The following is a 16,829-nucleotide window of genomic DNA, read 5'->3' as shown; positions in this document are numbered from 1 at the left end:
ACTCATTCAATGAGAAAAGCCTTTACCATGGCGGTAAAGGCTCTTCCCTAATGGGAATCTCTTGTTATCTTTATCTCTATTTTTAATTAAGGTCTATGAAAATTAACTGTTTTCTCGTCATCTCCTGTTCGTTCAAACCACCCTCTGAAAGCCCAGTTATCATAACCTCCATCGCCTTCATTAATAAATGTTCCTTCTTCAAATACCCAGACACCATAGGTAATACCATCATAATCTACGGTGTCAAAATATTGAACACCTTGTAATTGATCTGAATTATACCCTTGGCTCAAATTCATAACCACTACATTGTATTGTTGACCTGATTCAAAGAATGCTTTTTCCATTGCTCCCTTGACGAAACCACTTCGATTGTCGGCTGATTTAGCCGCATCTGCAATCGCTTGTCCTATAGCTACGGGATCAACTGTTACGTCTCCTCCAACTTCTGCAGCCTCTGCAGAGCCTGCAGAACCTCCTAAATTCGGTAGAGCTAATGGCGTCGCTAACACAGCTAAACCTACGGCAGAAGCTACAACAGCTTGTTTCGCTTTTCTCATTTGATCTCCTCCTATTTTTAGGTGATTCTTAGAACATTTACCCTTTGTTACCAAATTAAAACAAAAAAGGTATTATAATTAAGAATAGGAGATGGATAATTTTCTTCTTTTAAAGCTTTTGTCCAACCAAACCTAAGTTTATAAGTTTCTTTCTAAAAGCTCTCCTGCTTTTTCTGCCATTTCTCTCGGTGAATATGGCATTTCATTTTTGAGCCACCACTCAACTACGCTGACGTACGCATTAGCAACAAATTCAGCAAGTAATAATTCATTTAGTTTTACATACAGCTTTTCTCTTTATAAATCTTTTTTGATCTTTACTCACGGGTGTTACCAATCGATTTGTTTCTTATCTCTGAAAAGCTTTTCATTGGGTTCTTCAGAGCCAATTGCTGCTAGCCATAAAATGAAAAGCGAGTAATCATGTGATCAGTTTCTTAAAACGGCATATATACGTTATGCTTATAACTTATTAAACCATTCATCATCAACAGGTTCTAGCCATTCTGTTTCTCCTGGTGTCATTGCTAAGTGCACAAACCAGCTATCCTTTGTGGCGCCATGCCAATGTTTCACATTTGGTGGGATGTTCACGACATCACCTTTTTTTATTAACTGTGCTGCTTTACCTTCTTCTTGATACCAGCCTTCTCCAGCTGTTACTAATAATACTTGTCCAGCTTTATGAGAGTGCCAGTTATTACGAGATCCTGGAGCAAAAGTTACATTTCCAATAGATGTGTTAAGCGGCTTTTCGTCTGTAAATACCATTTTTAAATAGGCGTCTCCACTAAAGTTGGCTTCCACTTTTTGTCCTAATGGAAAGATTGTGCTATTACTTAATTTTTCATGCTTCATATTTATTCTCTCTCCTTTTAACCGATATAAATTTTTTCAGCAATATTAAAAGCAGACCATGCTTTGGGCCACCCTGCATAAAACGAAAGATGAGTAATCACTTCTACAATTTCGTCTTTGGTTACTCCGTTTTTCTTTGCTTTTTGAAGATGCGGCGTTAATTGCTCAAAGTTTCCACCCGCAATTAAGGCAGAAACTGTAATCATACTTCGATCACGCGGAGATAACTCTTTCTCGCGCGCCCATACTTCGCCAAACAAAACATCATCATTAAGCTCAGCAAACTTTGGAGCAAATTCCCCTAACAGTTCTCGTCCTGCGGTTTGTTTTTCCGGCATCTCTCTCTCATCCTTTCTTTCTATTTTGATCGTTACAACAGATGTAGTATAAGACTTAAACTTAGGTTTAAGTCAACAAGAGAATGTCGATGTTTTAAGAAGAAATTCATTATTGACTTAAAGTCGACTTTAAATGATAAGTTCAATAGATATAAGGAGACAATACTAAAGAAAAAACAATTATATATAACTGACTTTAAGCATTCAGTATTAGTCCAAATAAATGATAGAAAAGGTGAATACGATGGCTTATTCAATTGGAGAATTTGCAAAAATCCTTGGCGTAACAGCAAGTTCACTCAGATATTATGAAAGACAAGGTTTGCTTACACCTAATAGGGATGAGAATAATTTACGAAGATATACGGATGATGATATTGAATGGGCGAAGTTTCTCCTCCATTTAAAAAATTCAGGTATGTTAATAACAGAGTTAAAACAATACACTAAATGGCGTGCAATAGGTGATAAAACAATCCAAGAGAGATTACATCTACTTGAAAACCGCAAACACCTTGTACAACAGGAGATACAAACTTTACAACAGAGTCTAGACATTTTAAATCGTAAAATTGAATTTTATAACGATCGGTTAAGAGGCGAATTATATGATTTTGTTCTTTATCCAAATGAAGAATCAAACTCATAACATAAGACAATAGAAAAAGTTTTCTATTGTCTTATTTTTAGGTGGAAATCTCTTTTCTAAAATGTATTTTTTTAATCTATTCGGCTAGTATAGGAATGAACAAAATTGCTTGTCCCCCTTTGATCGTCTGTTAGAAAAAGTTGAGGTAACTCATTCAACATGATAACCAACTATTATTTAATGGATTTAGTTGCCAGATAACAAGGCATATATTCAGTGATTTTTCCTTTGTGGTGATGATCTTCATAAAGAGCTTGTAGAGTGAATCCAGCTTTTAGCTGTCCTCCAATTTGAGTTTCTAAAGAATGACTAAACTGTACACCGCCGTTCTTTATAAGTTCTTCATCATTTTCTATCGTACTTTTAGTTCCGTCATAAGGTAATTTATGAACCACTTGTAATTCTTTCTCATCTTCGCCAAATAAATAGAGAGCAGGGTTTGCAAAGCCAGATAGCAGAACGCCACCTTTTTTAAGAACTCTAAAACATTCTTGCCAAACGTGTTCAACATCTTGAATATAGCAGTTTGATACGGGATTAAAAATCATATCGAACGTCTCATCTTCAAAGGGAAATGTCTTACTCATATCGCCTTTAACTAAATCAATAGAATAGCCTTCTCTAGCGGACACCATTTTTTCTAATTCTAATTGTTTATCAGAGTAGTCAAACACTGTAACTTCTGCATGCTGCGCTGCAAAGACCGGGCACTGCTGTCCTCCTCCGCTAGCAAGTCCCAATATTTTTGCTTTTTCAAATGGAATAAACCAGTGATGTGGAACAGGCTTACAAGGTGTTAAGTAAATATCAAAATTACCTTGAGTTGCATCTACAAAATCTTGATGGTTAATAGCTAATGACCATTCTCCTCCAGATGAAGCCCATTCATCCCACATTTTTGAGTTGATTTTTGTATAATTAGATTTTTGCGACATAGTTAATCCCCCTTTACCTTTTGAGTGTTTTGTTTAATTTTACCATGTTGTTAGAAGAATAATTTAGATGTACTAAATAATTTTTTCGGTTTCGGATAATTAATCTGTATTGGAGAAGTACTTAATAGATATTTTTTAAAATAAAAAACACCCTTTTAAAAAATTAAAAGGGTGTTTTTTTCTTAAATATAAAATCTTGTATATAAATAGGGGACGAGTTTTATTTTTAATGGCTTGTCTCGAAGCTTTCAGCCATCATAAGGTCATTTTTGTAGGCAGCCATTGCGAGTTCATATCTCACCTTTTGGCCCGCTTCTACAAAATCAGCTTCTTTTACAAGGCCTGATAATGAATATTGGTGACCTTTAAAATCTACGTTCAGTTCAGTAATTTGATTGAATTGAAAGCTCTCTATAGGAATTCCATTCACATCTTTCAACAAATATTGACCATATTTCTCGTTACATGTTTGTGCTACTTGCTCCATTACTTTGAAGGCATCGTCAGGGTTTTGTCTATAGTTGAGAATAAGACTTTCATTTACCCGGCGCCTTCCTCGGGTTCCGTTCTGAAGTTCCGTAATGTTGCTATATGAGACGGTATAGAGGTAGCCGTCATACTGACGAATCTTTAAGTAGCGCATCGTAATTTCCTCTATTTTCCCTTGGCGGTTTCCGTTGAGAATAACATAATCTCCGTGATGGATCTGACGTTCAAACAAGTAAGTCAGTCCCATTATATAATCACGAATGATATGCTGGAGGATTATTGCCAGGGCACTGGCCAACACTACTGAACTAGTGAGAATCTTTCCGAAGTCAAAGAAATGGCTAAGCACATAAATAAAGAAAAAAGCCAGGCCTACTACTCTTGTCACCTGATTAGAAAAATGCATCAAGGTCTCTTCTCGTTTTTCATCTAAAAAGCTCGTTTTGTCAAAGAAAAGCTTAATAAATTTACGAATAAAATAAACGATAAGTATAATCAGCAGCGCTACCGTTAAAACCTTTACGGGAAACTGCTGGAAAAATTCAGTAAAAACCAACTTACCCACTCCTTATTTCTAACACTATACCAAAAGAATGTATGCAAAGACAAAAATCTTCTGTTCTTCACAAACCTTAATGATAATAGCACGGTTTTATCAAAAAAAGAAGCGGTATCTACGCTTCTTGAGGGTCGGTATATCGATGATAATCTCTCAATTAATTGAAATTAAAGGGGTAAGGTGAACTGTAATAGACTAATTTTCTTCGTTTTTTTGCAGACTATTCTTATATATCTTTTGACTTCCGTAGACTTTCCAATAAAGCTATTCCTATATTCTCGTCATCATTTCTGCCTAGTCTATAATTAGCTAAAACGACGGACGCAACTTTCTTTTCTTTATCAATCCCTAAAAAGGAGCTGAAGCATCCTGTTCCACCGCCGTGCAACACTACATTATTGTTTTTCTTTAAAAGCAGCCATCCAAGACCCATATCAAACTTCTTTGTTCCATTGCCGTGTTTTTTATGACATAAAGACAGATATGGTTTATCTTCGTACATATTTATTTTTGCGTATTTAAGTAAATCGTCAGCGGTTGAGGATACCGCCCCTGAAGGTGATATAAAATTTCCCTTGTCCCAATGCCAGTTACCGCAATCATTATTTTTGCGGTCATAACCCTGTAAATTATTATTTGAGCTGCCTAAACAAGTATCCTTTAGTCCAAGCTCATCATGGAGAAAGTCATTCATAGTGTCCCAATATCCCTTTCCCGATACCATTCCCAACGCATACCCAATAAGTGAGATGCCGAAATTGGAATATTTCCATGAATAATCTACTTCTTTCAATTTAGTTCTTTCGATTAGCATCTTCATTTTGTTAAAATCCATATGCAACGGATTATTTTTGCTCAAATCACTTCCGCCAAAAATCAAACCTAAAATTATTTTAAAATATTCCCTTTTATTTAAAGGTAAGCTTCCTGAATATCCAGAAGAGTGAGTAGCGAGGCGGAGCAATGTAGGATAATACATGTCTTCTTTAAGTTCTTTTATGTATTTTTGTATAGAGTCGTTTAACGACACCTTGTTTTCAAATATGTATTTTGATAACAGCGATACCGTAAAAGTTTTCGTAATAGAACCAATTTCATAATGATATTTTTTTGACGAGTCAATTTCACCGCTTTCATTATAGACTTTTATAATAGACTGATTGTCCGTTAAGTAGCCAACGGTTAGTTTCAAGTGCTTTTTTTCTTTACAGGTTTTATTAATTAATCGTAATGTTTCATCGCTGATTTCAAACATAATGATTGCTCTCCCTTATCCTTTATTTTTAAAATTTTAAAAGGATTAATCGATATGCTTTAAGTTAGATTAGCCTCTCGAGTTTTTTTATATATTCTTTCTCATATTATCAATTGCTTGAACTCTTCGACTTTCAAACTCTCTTATTACTCTCAACTGTAATTCAGTGTGATCTTCATCCATTTTGATGTTGCCTTCTTCTTCAAATCCATCGTGTTCTTCACCATCAAAGCTATAAAGTTTCTTTAAAAGTTTCCACATTATTTCTAACTCTTCAGTTGAGAACTTGTTAAAAAGTTCTTCTAAAAAGAAGATTCCTTTTTCAGAAACAACAAGCAGTGCCTCTTTTCCCGCTTTTGTAATTTTTACGTTAACTGCACGCTTGTCTTTACTGCTAGGAATTACGTCCACATAACCTTTCTTTTCCATAATGGTAATTAACTGTTTGACGCTTTGTTTTGTAGTTCCTAATTTTCTAGCAATATTATTCAATGTTGTTTCATCTTTAGGTAAATGAGCAATTGCCACCATCGCCATATGCTGTCTTGATGTTAAAAGTTCAAGAGATTTATCACCCTTTACTTGGATTTTATTTGCCAGAGAAAATAAAGTAGCGTAAGTTTGCTGCATTAGAAAAAGCTCTTTATAAATATCCATATCCACCCTCCATTTTAGACAGTATATTGTCCAAAATAAGAATAGTATATTTTGGTAATTAAGTCAATGTACTGTCTATTTTAATTTTGACTATTCTAAGGAGACTATTCTGTTACACTAAAGTAGACAAAGAAATATTGATCGTTCGTAAGCAAAAATTGTCCTTTTTTTATCTAATTAGATATACTAAAAAGGCACTCTAATTTAATACTACTCTCAAAAAATGTAAGACAACCGATATGAAGTAAAGGAGAAAAATCATGAACCAGCACACACAACCTTTAAAACCTATCGCTTTCCACCTTGGTCCACTTGAAGTCCATTGGTATGGAATCATTATAGGGTTAGGAGCTTTCTTAGGCTTCTTGTTAGCCTCGAAAGAAGGAAAGAAACGTGGGATCTCTTCAGAAACCATCTCTGATTTACTTCTGCTAGCACTACCGATTGCTATCATTACAGCTCGAATTTATTACGTGCTTTTTGAATGGAGTTATTATAAAGAACATCCGAGTGAAATTATCGCAATTTGGCATGGAGGCATAGCCATTCACGGTGGAATTATTGGATCTGTATTAACAGCTATATGGTTTTGCAGAAAAAAGAATCTTTCTTTTTGGAAAATGGCTGATGTTTTAGCTCCCAGCTTATTATTAGGACAAGCTATTGGCCGGTGGGGAAACTTTATGAATCAAGAAGCACATGGCGGACCTGTTACACGTCAGTTTTTAGAAACTTTACATTTACCTGATTTTATTATTAACCAAATGTATATCGATGGAACCTACTATCATCCTACGTTTCTCTATGAATCACTTTGGAACATAATAGGTGTTCTTGTCCTAATCGTACTAAGAAAATCCTTGTTAAAAAGAGGCGAAGTCTTTCTTACTTACCTGCTATGGTATTCGATAGGAAGATTTTTTATAGAGGGATTGCGTACAGATAGCTTAATGCTAACTTCTCATATCAGAATAGCTCAATTAGTGTCTTTCCTTTGCGTATTAGGCAGTTTGATATTGCTATGGTATAGACGTAAAAAAGGCTTAGCAACTAGCAAGGCTGTCTTTCTCTCATAAGAACCTATATTTTTATGCAGTTTTGTAAAATTAGTAGTTTATGGACTATATTTCAGATATCAAAACGTGTAATTAGGGATAAAAACCAATAAAAGCAGCAAGTTGATCTTCAGAGTCACTGAAAATCAATTTGCTGTTTTTTTGCATCATTCATTAATATTTTTAATTATAATTATGATTTATCTATATTTTACTAATAATAAACTGTCTTTTATAGTTAAAGTACATATTTCTTATGTGAAGCTTTACTTGATAAGAATCTATATTGGAGATGAAATGCATGATAAATATAAATAAAGCTCAAAAGCAAAATCTATTCTCACGAATAAATATCCGGACGTCACCTACTGTTTCTGTATCGGCTGGAGGAGTCGCTTTTACTTTTCTTTTTGCTTTACTTGCTTATGGCTTAGCAAAAGTCCCGGGGTTTAATCATATCGGTCCACTAGCCTGTTCAATTATAATGGCAGTCATTTATCGTCAAATTTTGGGGTACCCTGAAAAAATAAGATCTGGAATTGAATTTTCTTCTAAAAAGCTGTTACGCTATGCCATCATTTTATATGGCCTAAAGCTTAATATTGATGTTGTTATTCATCAAGGGTTAGGATTGTTGCTTCGGGATGTGGGAACGGCTGTATTTGCGATTGTTTTAACGGTTTTTCTAGCCAAATGGATGAAGGCTGATAGCGGTTTATCCCTTCTTTTAGGGATAGGAACAGGAATATGCGGTGCTGCAGCTATTGCAGCTGTTTCTCCGATTGTAAAAGCAAAAGAAGAAGACACAGCTATCGGAGCTGGTGTTATTGCTTTAGTGGGAACCCTATTTGCGATTGGATATACCATTTTAAGGCCTTACATCCATTTAACGAATATTCAATATGGAATTTGGTCAGGCGTAGGCCTCCATGAAATTGCCCATGTAGCTCTAGCTGCAGCACCGTCTGGACGCGATGCTCTAGCTATTGGACTGTTGGCTAAGTTAGGCAGAGTGCTCTTACTTGTGCCATTAAGCTTTATCTTAATGTACTGGATGAAGCGAACAGGAAAAATTGAAAAGGATACCAAGATTGAATTCCCTTGGTTTTTAATAGGTTTTATAATCATGAGTATTTTTGGGAGTTATGTCGTTGGTAAGCACCTTATAATACCTAAAACGATCATGGATGATATTTCAACTCTAACTACCTTTCTTTTAACAATGGCTATGGTCGGGCTAGGGTTAAATGTAAGTTTGAAGGCTCTTCGAACAAAAGCATTAAAGCCGGTGATTGCGATGTTTATTACCTCTATACTCTTATCATTTCTTACGTTTTGGACGATGTAAAGACAAGTAAATTAAAATGATTAAGTAACAGCTACTACTTCCTATATAACTGTTAATGCGAAAAAAGTTTCTTATTTCTCAGGTTTTAAATCTCTTCCCAAATTTATGGATTAATTATAGAGCAATCTAAACCTATAACCTAGATACTAATGGCAGTTCCCTCCTTAATAAACGTTTTCACTTAAAAAACAATCTTTATTGCAGTAAGTAGTGATGTAATAAAGGTTGTATTTGTATATACTAGGGGTTGTAGTGCTGAACTTGGTGTTGTTTTAAGAGCATCAAGCGGATAAAAAGCCGAAGCATCTCCTACCATGAAATGCAGTAAAGCAGTGAAACATTTAGAAAATACATTGACGCCCCTGAATCAGTCATGGTATAAACACAATAGGAGAGTTTAGCACTTAAAAGCATAAAAGCGATAAAGTTTAAAACAATATTTATATAAATAGAATACATAGGAGGAAACAACTACCATGGGACATAATAGCAAAATTATAGACTGTACCATTCGTGACGGAGGTTTAATTAATAATTGGGATTTTAGCGTTGGATTTGTGCAAGACTTATATAATGGCCTAAGCGCAGCCGGCGTTGAATACATGGAGATCGGTTATAAAAATTCACCTAAGCTTCTTCAAGCAACTGAGCCCAATCCATGGAGATTTCTTGACGATAACTTTCTCAAAGAAATTATCCCTGAGAAAAAGTTCACGAAGCTATCTGCCTTAGTAGATATTGGGCGCGTAGATCCAAATGACATCCTGCCGCGTGAACAAAGTATGTTAGATATGATTCGAGTGGCATGCTATATTCGCGAAGTAGATAAAGGCTTAGAGCTTATAAAAATGTTTCACGATTTAGGCTATGAGACTTCACTTAACATTATGGCACTATCTAGCGTACCGGAAAATCAGCTTATTGAAGCATTTGAAATGGTAAAGAAAAGCCCCGTAGATGTTGTATATATCGTTGACTCCTTTGGAAGCCTAGACCCTGCGGATATTGAGCATCAAGTGAAAAAGTTCCAAGCCATGATTCCTAGCAAACAGCTTGGAATCCATACCCATAACAACATGCAGCTAGCTTTTGCTAATACATTAACTGCGATGCGCAGTGGCGTTACATTCCTTGATTCATCTGTTTATGGTATGGGCCGTGCAGCTGGTAACTGCAACACAGAGCTGCTTGTTAGCTACATACCAAAACCAAGCTATGAGATGAAGCCAATTCTTGGCGTAATTGAAAAGCATATGCTTGAAATGCGTCAAAAGTGGGAATGGGGCTATATCATTCCTTACATGATTTCTGGTGTGCTGAATGAACATCCACGTGTTGCTATGGCTTACCGTGATAGCGAGGATCGTGACAAATTCGTAGATTTTTATGACAAAGTAACGTCTCCAGAAGTTACTACGTCTCCAGCGTCAAAATAAGTTAAAATGCTAAAAGTACCTCTGTTAATCGGGGTACTTTTTTGTTTTCGTACAAAAAGCCCATGATTGTATAGCATATACTTAAACTTTGATACCCTCGATCTCGACAATTAACTAAATGTAAACAGTCATGCTCTTCTTAACCTATTATTTATGTATATAAACCGGCGTTCCAATGGGGACTGCAGAGGAAAGTTCTAGAATATCTTCATTGTCCATTCTGACACACCCATGTGACATATCTCTGCCAATAGAAGCTGGATCATTAGTCCCGTGTATTCCATATGTAGGTTTTGACAGTCCCATCCATAAGGGGCCAAATACAGCTGGAGGGGTAGTATCTTTATTAATAATTTTAAATTTTCCAGTTGGAGTTGGAGTGATCATTTTCCCTACAGCAATAGGATATGTCTTTACTAATTTAGCTCCATCATATAGTTTTAATTGATGCTGCTTTATTGAGACATCTATCCTTTTTGCCATAGCAGTACCTCCAATCTCTTATAAGTTACTATAAATAAAATTTTTATATTGTTAACCACGTATATCGAATAACTGTTAACTGAAAAATATCGAAATTGATCCATAAAAACTAATGCTATTTATACCGTTCTAATAGTGAAAAATTTCTTTAAAAGCCAAGGCCCTGGCGTAAATCCAAGTGTTAATTGCCAAGCTCCTATTGCTTGCAAACCAAATTTACGAACTAACACCATTTTTTCACTCATGCTTCTTACATCTTCAAACCATACTTCATGCATTTGCCCCGCTTGATCTCTATACTGAAAAAATGGGGATTTATACTCGTTAGAATATTGGATGGGCGACTGATATCTCATCGCTGTTTTAATCGCATTTTGATTGGATATAGCAGATGCTACTGTGTCAGGCTTGTAAGGAATTGACCAGTTATATCCATACAAAGGGACTCCAATGATAAGTTTTCTTCGCGGAACACTTTTTATCGCAAATTCTATTGTTCTTTTTACTTCAGTAATAGGTGCAACAGGCCCTGGTTCGCTGCCTGCATGATGCCAATCATATGCCATAATGAACATATAGTTAACAACGGCACCTATTCCCCCGTAATCATACCCTTTTAACCAAGGAATATCTTCGCTTGTCTTCGCTGGAACCGCTATGGTCAACACGTACCCTGCAGGTTTTAAACGTTCACCAAGCTGACGTAAAAATCCTGTAAAAAGATCTCTATCCTCGGCCTTTACACGTTCAAAATCAATATTCACCCCCCCGTAGCCTTTTCTAGATACTAAATAAAAAATATTATTAACAAGATTGTTTCTTGCCTGAGGATTATTTAAAACTTGATGGGCAAGATCAGAACTAAATCCTTCAGAAGTTAAATTAGTAATCGTAACTAACGGTGTAACTCGGTTTTTCCAAGTCGTTTCAATCGCTACTAAATCGTTTAAATCATTCATAATATCTCCATTGCTGCCAAAATGATATTCAAAGATAGAAATGGACGAGGAATAAGTTGCAAAATCAGTAATTAAATCGCGATCTAATTCTGGATTTCGAACGGCATAATACTCCAGTGTACCTGCAATATAGTCGGATATATTAGGAATTTTCATTTTCATTCCCACCTGCAAATAATCATAATGGACTGAAGGATTGGCCCTTTTTAATTGTTCTAAAGACACATAAGCCTTTTTAGCAATTCTCCTCATCGTATCACCAGGTTGAACTGTGTATACATAAGAAGCTATAAGTAAGGCTTGACCTGGAACAATAGTTGTTTCTTCTAACCCATTTACCTTCCTAAGCTGCGCAATGGGATAATCATATCTACTGCTTATTGAAGACAGGGTATCACCAGGTTGAACTATATGAACAAACATGTTTTCTCCTCCTATGTACTCTTTATCGAATTATGTTTTATTTCGTGACAAGTTTAAAAAAGCCATTCAATAAATGTATATGAGTATTGTTTGTTTATATAACTGAGTTAAGTGATGGTAAGTATCAGTACATACTCCATCTCCTCTATTGCTCTCCTAAAGCTTTTGATGAACTACGAATAGAGAACTGTTTCAGAAATTATGGTGATGAGAATGCCTATAAATAATTAGTTTTTACTGAATTATTACATTCAACTGTCTGTAATCAGCGACTGTAATACATACCTTATATAAAAACCAAGGGAGTTTGTAGGATAAAGCGTAAAACTGAGAATAAAGTTACTAGTTTAATCTCAGTTTTTTAGAACATAGGCCAAAGTAAACCAAGGGGATTATATTCTTCAGGAGATACCTGTTATTTAGTGGAGGGTTCTTTCGTGAAGAGGGAATGCAGTCTTCCTTCGGCTTCTTTATCTAGATATTTCTTCTTTTAGCTGCTAATAAGTCCATACATCTTCCTACATAATCTAGATAAACGTGTGTTTTATTTATTTCTTTTTTTTCCATTTTATAACCTGGATGTTAACGCCATGGTCTTCTTGAGATGATATGGTGAATTCGTCCATTAATTTTTTCACCCCTGATAAACCAACGCCTAATCCTCCTGACGTTGTATAGCCACTTTCCAGCGCTTTTTGAATATTTTTAATGCCTGGCCCTTTATCTATAGCTATTATTTTGAGTCCTATTTCAGGTTGTTTCTCTATTATTTCCATTGTAATTTTTCCGGTAGTGGCATATTTATATATATTTCTGGATAATTCTGAAATAGTCGTAATAATTCGGGCTTGATCAAGTGTGCTGAAGCCTAAGCAGTTAGAAAACATTCGCCCTTTCTGACGTGCTTCTACTATATCCACTTCAGTGTGTATCTCAACAGTTAAAGGTTCCTTTCCTTCATCCGATTGAAATAACATAAGTATCACCACTTTCTTTATTTTAATAGTAGTAAAATAACAATAGGCCAAAAAGAAAGGTTAGATAACCTTTCTTTTTGGCCTACATCTAGTTCAGTGCCTAGCTTATCAGTGCCGTTATGAAGTTGGGTTTAAGATCAGAAGAATTGTACTTTTATCTTTATGAAAGTCCCATGCGACTAGTATATCTGTTACCTTTGAATCTAAAATTACTTCTAATGATTGACTATGTTCATGAAGTAGTCTTTTTTCGAGATTTCTTTTAGCCAATGTAAGGTTTTCTTCAAATCCTAATTGAACTAATTCTTTCTCTATACTTACCATAATACCTTCCCTGATTATAAGAAGTGTTCGCTGATCTAATAAATAAGAAGAAACATCGTGAGGGAATTTTTCTGCTTTTTGAGTTACTTCCTCAACTTCTTTATGCAGCAATTTCTGATTTTTATAGGAATGATTAGCTATGTTTTCTTTATCAGAATGGATCATAATAAACGTACCAGACTGCAGCTCTAAATTCCAATCATAATAAAACTCTTCAATATCTAAATGTATATTTAATTGTATATATCCTTTTATCTCTTCAATTAAAGTCTCCATTAACAAATCACGTGTTTTTTGAACATAAATAACTTGTCCCTTGTCTAACAAAGCCTTTTCTAAAGGTAATAAAAAGGCTTTAAAATAAACGGTTATAAAAGGAGGAGAAATGACGGTGAATACACCTCCAGGACCTCTTCCAAAGTTTTCACGAAGTAACCTTCCCATATAGCTACTTAATTCTTTTTCCAGTTTCGTTTTATCCATAGATGGTGCACCTAGTTTCTAGTTTCATAAGGTATACTATTCGTGATGTTTTATGAAAAATCCTTCTTCATCATAAGATCATTTTTGGTAATAAGAATTAACTTTTCACAAAGTGTAAACGAGGCATACTAGTATATCTTTAATAGATTGGTTTCTGTTTACCTTTGTATTTTCTGTGTTTCAAGATTCTTCTTTTATTTGAAATTCCAATTTTACTTCCATAGATAATGGTACTTAAAAGGATTATATCCTTGCTAATTTCTTCTTTGTATAATTCATTGTCATACTTTTGATAATCCTGCAACAATCGACGAAGCTCTTTTATAAACAATACAATCTCATGATTATCAGCCATCCCGACCAAATCCTTTCTGTTGGCACATCCTATTTTTAGGTGCTGTTTTAGGGAATTATTCCGTTACAAAAGGACTTACTCTTTTTAGACAACAAAAATAAGCCGAAAAAGAAAAGGTATGTCCTTTGCTTCCTCGGCTTATGTTTGGCACAGTGTGTCCAATTCATTACTGCCTCATTAATTTTTTGGTTTTAGGATAAGCGTAATAATACTATTATCCTTTTCAAAATCCCAATCTACAAAAATATCAAGAATGTCTGCATTTAATATCTCATCATAGTCATCGTTTTGCCGTAAGATTCCTTTTTCCAAAGGACGTTTAGAGATGCGTAAGGTGTCATCAAAACCCAACGAAATTAGCTGCTTTTCAATAGCCACCAGTATTCCCTCCCGTACGATGACCAATGTACGATCGCTTAATTTATATGAAGAAATTTTTTCAGGTCCTTTTTGTGCAATCTCACTCATCTTTATAATTCGATCATGAATTGCTTGTTTTCCTGGGTAAGGGTCGCCCTCAGTCAAATCGGCTTTCAAATCGTCCAGACACACTCCCACAAAAATTCCGGAGTGATGATCTAAATTCCAATCATAATATAAGTGCTGAATGTCAAGGTCTGTAATCCCTTTAATTTGCCCAGTGATTTGAGGTTCAAGAGTCTTTACCAAAAGCTCTCTTGTAGTCATCACTTGAAGTTCTTCATTTTGGTTTAACAGTACTTGTTCCATAGGTGATACGAAGCCACTGACATAAATAACAACATAAGGTTCATATATCGTAACATGAACAGCCTCGGGACCTTTTCCAAAGTTATCTCGTAACAATTTGCCCAAATTATTCGCCAGCTTTGTTTGCTGAGCCTTAATATCCATATTTCTTCATCCTTTATTAAGAAAGAAGCATCATATCCTCTTTCCATCATTTTATTGTACCATTACGAACGAATAATTTAAATATGCAGAATAAATAAAAAATAATTGTTACAATATGTTTAACCTAATTATAAACGTTCAAAACCTCTTCCTTGTGAAAAAGACACTCACGTATTTGGCTGCTTTTTTTATTTATCATAGTAATACCTATTGAGTTCATTACAAACGCTCCAATAATAAAAGCTAGGAGAATTCTTTACCTTATATAAAATTTAAAGGAGGGGATTTTATCCAGGGTTCCACAGAATAATTGAATATATATAAATAGAACCAATTTATTAACAATTAAAATGTAAGTAGGTGTTTAACATGACAAGGTATACGAATGATTTAATTCAAAGTTATATTGACTCTCCTGAAAAGAAGAACAGGTTATACAAACGTACATTATTTATCGTTGGCCTTTCACAAATCTTTGGAGGGGCCGGTCTTGCTGCTGGAATAACTGTAGGAGCAATTCTTGCTCAGCAAATGCTTGGTACAGATGCAGTTTCAGGATTACCAACTGCTATGTTTACTTTAGGTTCAGCAGGAGCTGCTTTAGCAGTTGGAAGGCTTTCGCAACGATATGGACGTCGCTTTGGTCTAACAACAGGTTTTATAGTAGGGGGAATTGGCGCAATTGGAGTTATCTTTTCAGCCATTATAAATAGTATTTTTCTCTTATTTGCTTCTCTGCTTATTTATGGAGCAGGAACAGCAACTAATTTGCAAGCTCGTTACGCAGGTACAGACTTAGCAAGTGTAAAACAACGGGCAACTGCAGTTAGCATGGCCATGGTTTTCACCACATTTGGAGCTGTTGCAGGACCAAATTTAGTTAATGTCATGGGACATTTTGCACTTTCAATTGGGGTTCCGGCACTTGCAGGACCTTTCATATTAGCAGCAGCTGCATATATATTAGCTGGTCTTGTCTTTTTTATTATGCTTCGTCCAGATCCATTACTAATAGCAAGAGCAATAGAAATGAATAAACAAGAACGTGACACTCAACAGAGTTTAACAAATGCTGAGCAGTCAACAAACAAAAAAGGAGTGGCTGTTGGTGCAACGGTTATGGTACTTACTCAAATTGTAATGGTTTCTATTATGACTATGACACCTGTACATATGGGCCATCATGGTCATGGTTTACGTGAAGTAGGAATTGTGATTGGTGCTCATATAGGCTCAATGTATCTTCCTTCACTAGTTACGGGAATTTTAATTGATAAAATTGGCCGAACTGCCATGACCATTGCTTCTGGAGTTACCTTACTTTTGGCAGGCCTCGTAGCAGCTATGGCGCCAAGTGATTCAATGGGTTTTCTAGTCCTTGCCCTTTCTTTACTTGGATTGGGATGGAACTTAGGATTAATAAGTGGAACTGCACAAATTGTTGATGCTACAGAACCATCAACACGAGCTAAAACTCAAGGAACTATAGACGTTTTAATTGCATTAGCAGGAGCTTCTGGTGGGGCTTTATCTGGAATGGTCGTCGCTCATTCAAGCTATGCGACCTTATCGTTAAGTGGAGGAATTTTATCTTTAATCTTGATTCCAGTCGTAATATGGGCGCATAAAGGAAAAAAAGAGCGCATGCTTAACATAAATAAAGAATTTTAACTCCAATATAAAATGAATGAATTAGTTTTTTCAATTAAATCAACGAAACATAAAAAGGCCTTTAAATTTAAAGGCCTTTTTTTATTTCTATGGAAAAATAATGCTATATTCACTTCAAAAAGCAGAGACCGATTGGCCCTGC

Annotated in this window: 18 protein-coding genes and 1 pseudogene; 5 read left to right on the top strand and 14 right to left on the bottom strand. The window is 35.4% G+C overall.

Annotation, left to right across the window (positions count from 1 at the left end; translation table 11 throughout):
- Positions 1-86: 86 nt before the first annotated feature.
- From ACFX4E_RS26030 to ACFX4E_RS26015, 4 genes and pseudogenes are all read right to left on the bottom strand, one after another.
- Positions 87-560, bottom strand: coding sequence for a hypothetical protein (locus ACFX4E_RS26030; RefSeq protein WP_060745054.1), 474 nt, complete (start codon positions 558-560; stop codon positions 87-89).
- Between the two features lie 138 nt (positions 561-698).
- Positions 699-821: pseudogene (locus ACFX4E_RS26025) on the bottom strand (TetR-like C-terminal domain-containing protein); the annotation flags it as partial.
- A gap of 201 nt (positions 822-1,022) precedes the next feature.
- Positions 1,023-1,418: a cupin domain-containing protein gene (locus tag ACFX4E_RS26020; protein WP_098525873.1), complete on the bottom strand. Its 396-nt coding sequence runs from the start codon at positions 1,416-1,418 to the stop codon at positions 1,023-1,025.
- A 17-nt stretch (positions 1,419-1,435) separates the two neighbouring features.
- The gene (locus ACFX4E_RS26015; protein WP_098333442.1) at positions 1,436-1,756 is read right to left on the bottom strand and encodes a carboxymuconolactone decarboxylase family protein; all 321 of its coding nucleotides are present in this window, start codon (positions 1,754-1,756) and stop codon (positions 1,436-1,438) included.
- Positions 1,757-2,000: 244 nt separating this feature from the next.
- On the opposite strand from ACFX4E_RS26015, the gene ACFX4E_RS26010 reads away from it, so the two are divergent.
- Complete coding sequence (locus ACFX4E_RS26010) at positions 2,001-2,405, top strand: MerR family transcriptional regulator (protein WP_060745052.1); 405 nt, start codon at positions 2,001-2,003, stop codon at positions 2,403-2,405.
- Positions 2,406-2,578: 173 nt separating this feature from the next.
- Here ACFX4E_RS26010 and ACFX4E_RS26005 read toward each other — a convergent pair whose 3' ends face one another.
- The 4 genes from ACFX4E_RS26005 to ACFX4E_RS25990 form a co-directional block, all read right to left on the bottom strand.
- Positions 2,579-3,340, bottom strand: a complete 762-nt coding sequence (locus tag ACFX4E_RS26005; protein ID WP_098333444.1) for a class I SAM-dependent methyltransferase — start codon at positions 3,338-3,340, stop codon at positions 2,579-2,581.
- A gap of 226 nt (positions 3,341-3,566) precedes the next feature.
- Complete coding sequence (locus ACFX4E_RS26000; RefSeq protein WP_231504547.1) at positions 3,567-4,394, bottom strand: mechanosensitive ion channel family protein; 828 nt, start codon at positions 4,392-4,394, stop codon at positions 3,567-3,569.
- A gap of 220 nt (positions 4,395-4,614) precedes the next feature.
- Positions 4,615-5,643 (bottom strand): serine hydrolase domain-containing protein, encoded by a 1,029-nt coding sequence (locus tag ACFX4E_RS25995; RefSeq protein WP_098333445.1) that lies wholly within the window; start codon positions 5,641-5,643, stop codon positions 4,615-4,617.
- An 87-nt stretch (positions 5,644-5,730) separates the two neighbouring features.
- Positions 5,731-6,300, bottom strand: coding sequence for a MarR family winged helix-turn-helix transcriptional regulator (locus ACFX4E_RS25990; protein WP_098333446.1), 570 nt, complete (start codon positions 6,298-6,300; stop codon positions 5,731-5,733).
- A gap of 260 nt (positions 6,301-6,560) precedes the next feature.
- Here ACFX4E_RS25990 and lgt point away from each other — a divergent pair, with 260 nt between their 5' ends.
- The 3 genes from lgt (at position 6,561) to ACFX4E_RS25975 (ending at position 10,139) form a co-directional block, all read left to right on the top strand.
- Positions 6,561-7,376, top strand: coding sequence for a prolipoprotein diacylglyceryl transferase (gene lgt, locus ACFX4E_RS25985; protein WP_377259330.1), 816 nt, complete (start codon positions 6,561-6,563; stop codon positions 7,374-7,376).
- A gap of 280 nt (positions 7,377-7,656) precedes the next feature.
- Positions 7,657-8,703, top strand: a complete 1,047-nt coding sequence (locus tag ACFX4E_RS25980; RefSeq protein WP_060745046.1) for a YeiH family protein — start codon at positions 7,657-7,659, stop codon at positions 8,701-8,703.
- Between the two features lie 476 nt (positions 8,704-9,179).
- Entirely contained in the window at positions 9,180-10,139 is a 960-nt protein-coding gene (locus ACFX4E_RS25975) for an aldolase catalytic domain-containing protein (RefSeq protein ID WP_098333449.1), read from the top strand.
- A gap of 147 nt (positions 10,140-10,286) precedes the next feature.
- Here the strand turns inward: ACFX4E_RS25975 and ACFX4E_RS25970 are convergent, their stop codons facing one another.
- The 6 genes from ACFX4E_RS25970 to ACFX4E_RS25945 all read right to left on the bottom strand — a co-directional run bounded on the left by ACFX4E_RS25970 (position 10,287) and on the right by ACFX4E_RS25945 (position 15,016).
- Positions 10,287-10,622, bottom strand: coding sequence for a L,D-transpeptidase (locus tag ACFX4E_RS25970; RefSeq protein WP_013056432.1), 336 nt, complete (start codon positions 10,620-10,622; stop codon positions 10,287-10,289).
- Positions 10,623-10,741: 119 nt separating this feature from the next.
- The gene (locus ACFX4E_RS25965; RefSeq protein ID WP_323600000.1) at positions 10,742-12,004 is read right to left on the bottom strand and encodes a glycoside hydrolase family 18 protein; all 1,263 of its coding nucleotides are present in this window, start codon (positions 12,002-12,004) and stop codon (positions 10,742-10,744) included.
- Between the two features lie 548 nt (positions 12,005-12,552).
- Positions 12,553-12,981, bottom strand: coding sequence for an anti-sigma regulatory factor (locus ACFX4E_RS25960; protein ID WP_028410056.1), 429 nt, complete (start codon positions 12,979-12,981; stop codon positions 12,553-12,555).
- Positions 12,982-13,098: 117 nt separating this feature from the next.
- Positions 13,099-13,788, bottom strand: a complete 690-nt coding sequence (locus ACFX4E_RS25955) for a Na-translocating system protein MpsC family protein (protein ID WP_028410055.1) — start codon at positions 13,786-13,788, stop codon at positions 13,099-13,101.
- 139 nt (positions 13,789-13,927) lie between these two features.
- On the bottom strand, positions 13,928-14,143 hold the full coding sequence (locus ACFX4E_RS25950; RefSeq protein WP_060745041.1) for a hypothetical protein: 216 nt from the start codon (positions 14,141-14,143) through the stop codon (positions 13,928-13,930).
- 177 nt (positions 14,144-14,320) lie between these two features.
- Positions 14,321-15,016 carry a Na-translocating system protein MpsC family protein gene (locus ACFX4E_RS25945; RefSeq protein WP_014460656.1) on the bottom strand — a complete coding sequence of 232 codons (696 nt, stop codon included), beginning with the start codon at positions 15,014-15,016 and terminating at the stop codon, positions 14,321-14,323.
- A 369-nt stretch (positions 15,017-15,385) separates the two neighbouring features.
- Here ACFX4E_RS25945 and ACFX4E_RS25940 point away from each other — a divergent pair, with 369 nt between their 5' ends.
- A complete protein-coding gene (locus ACFX4E_RS25940) occupies positions 15,386-16,687 on the top strand; it encodes an MFS transporter (protein WP_323599999.1) in 1,302 nt (433 codons plus the stop codon).
- Positions 16,688-16,829 lie beyond the last annotated feature (142 nt).

Source organism: Priestia sp. YIM B13491, from assembly GCF_042787605.1.
In the GTDB taxonomy this organism is placed as follows: domain Bacteria; phylum Bacillota; class Bacilli; order Bacillales; family Bacillaceae_H; genus Priestia; species Priestia megaterium_E.
This window is presented reverse-complemented; position numbering and strand designations above follow the sequence as displayed.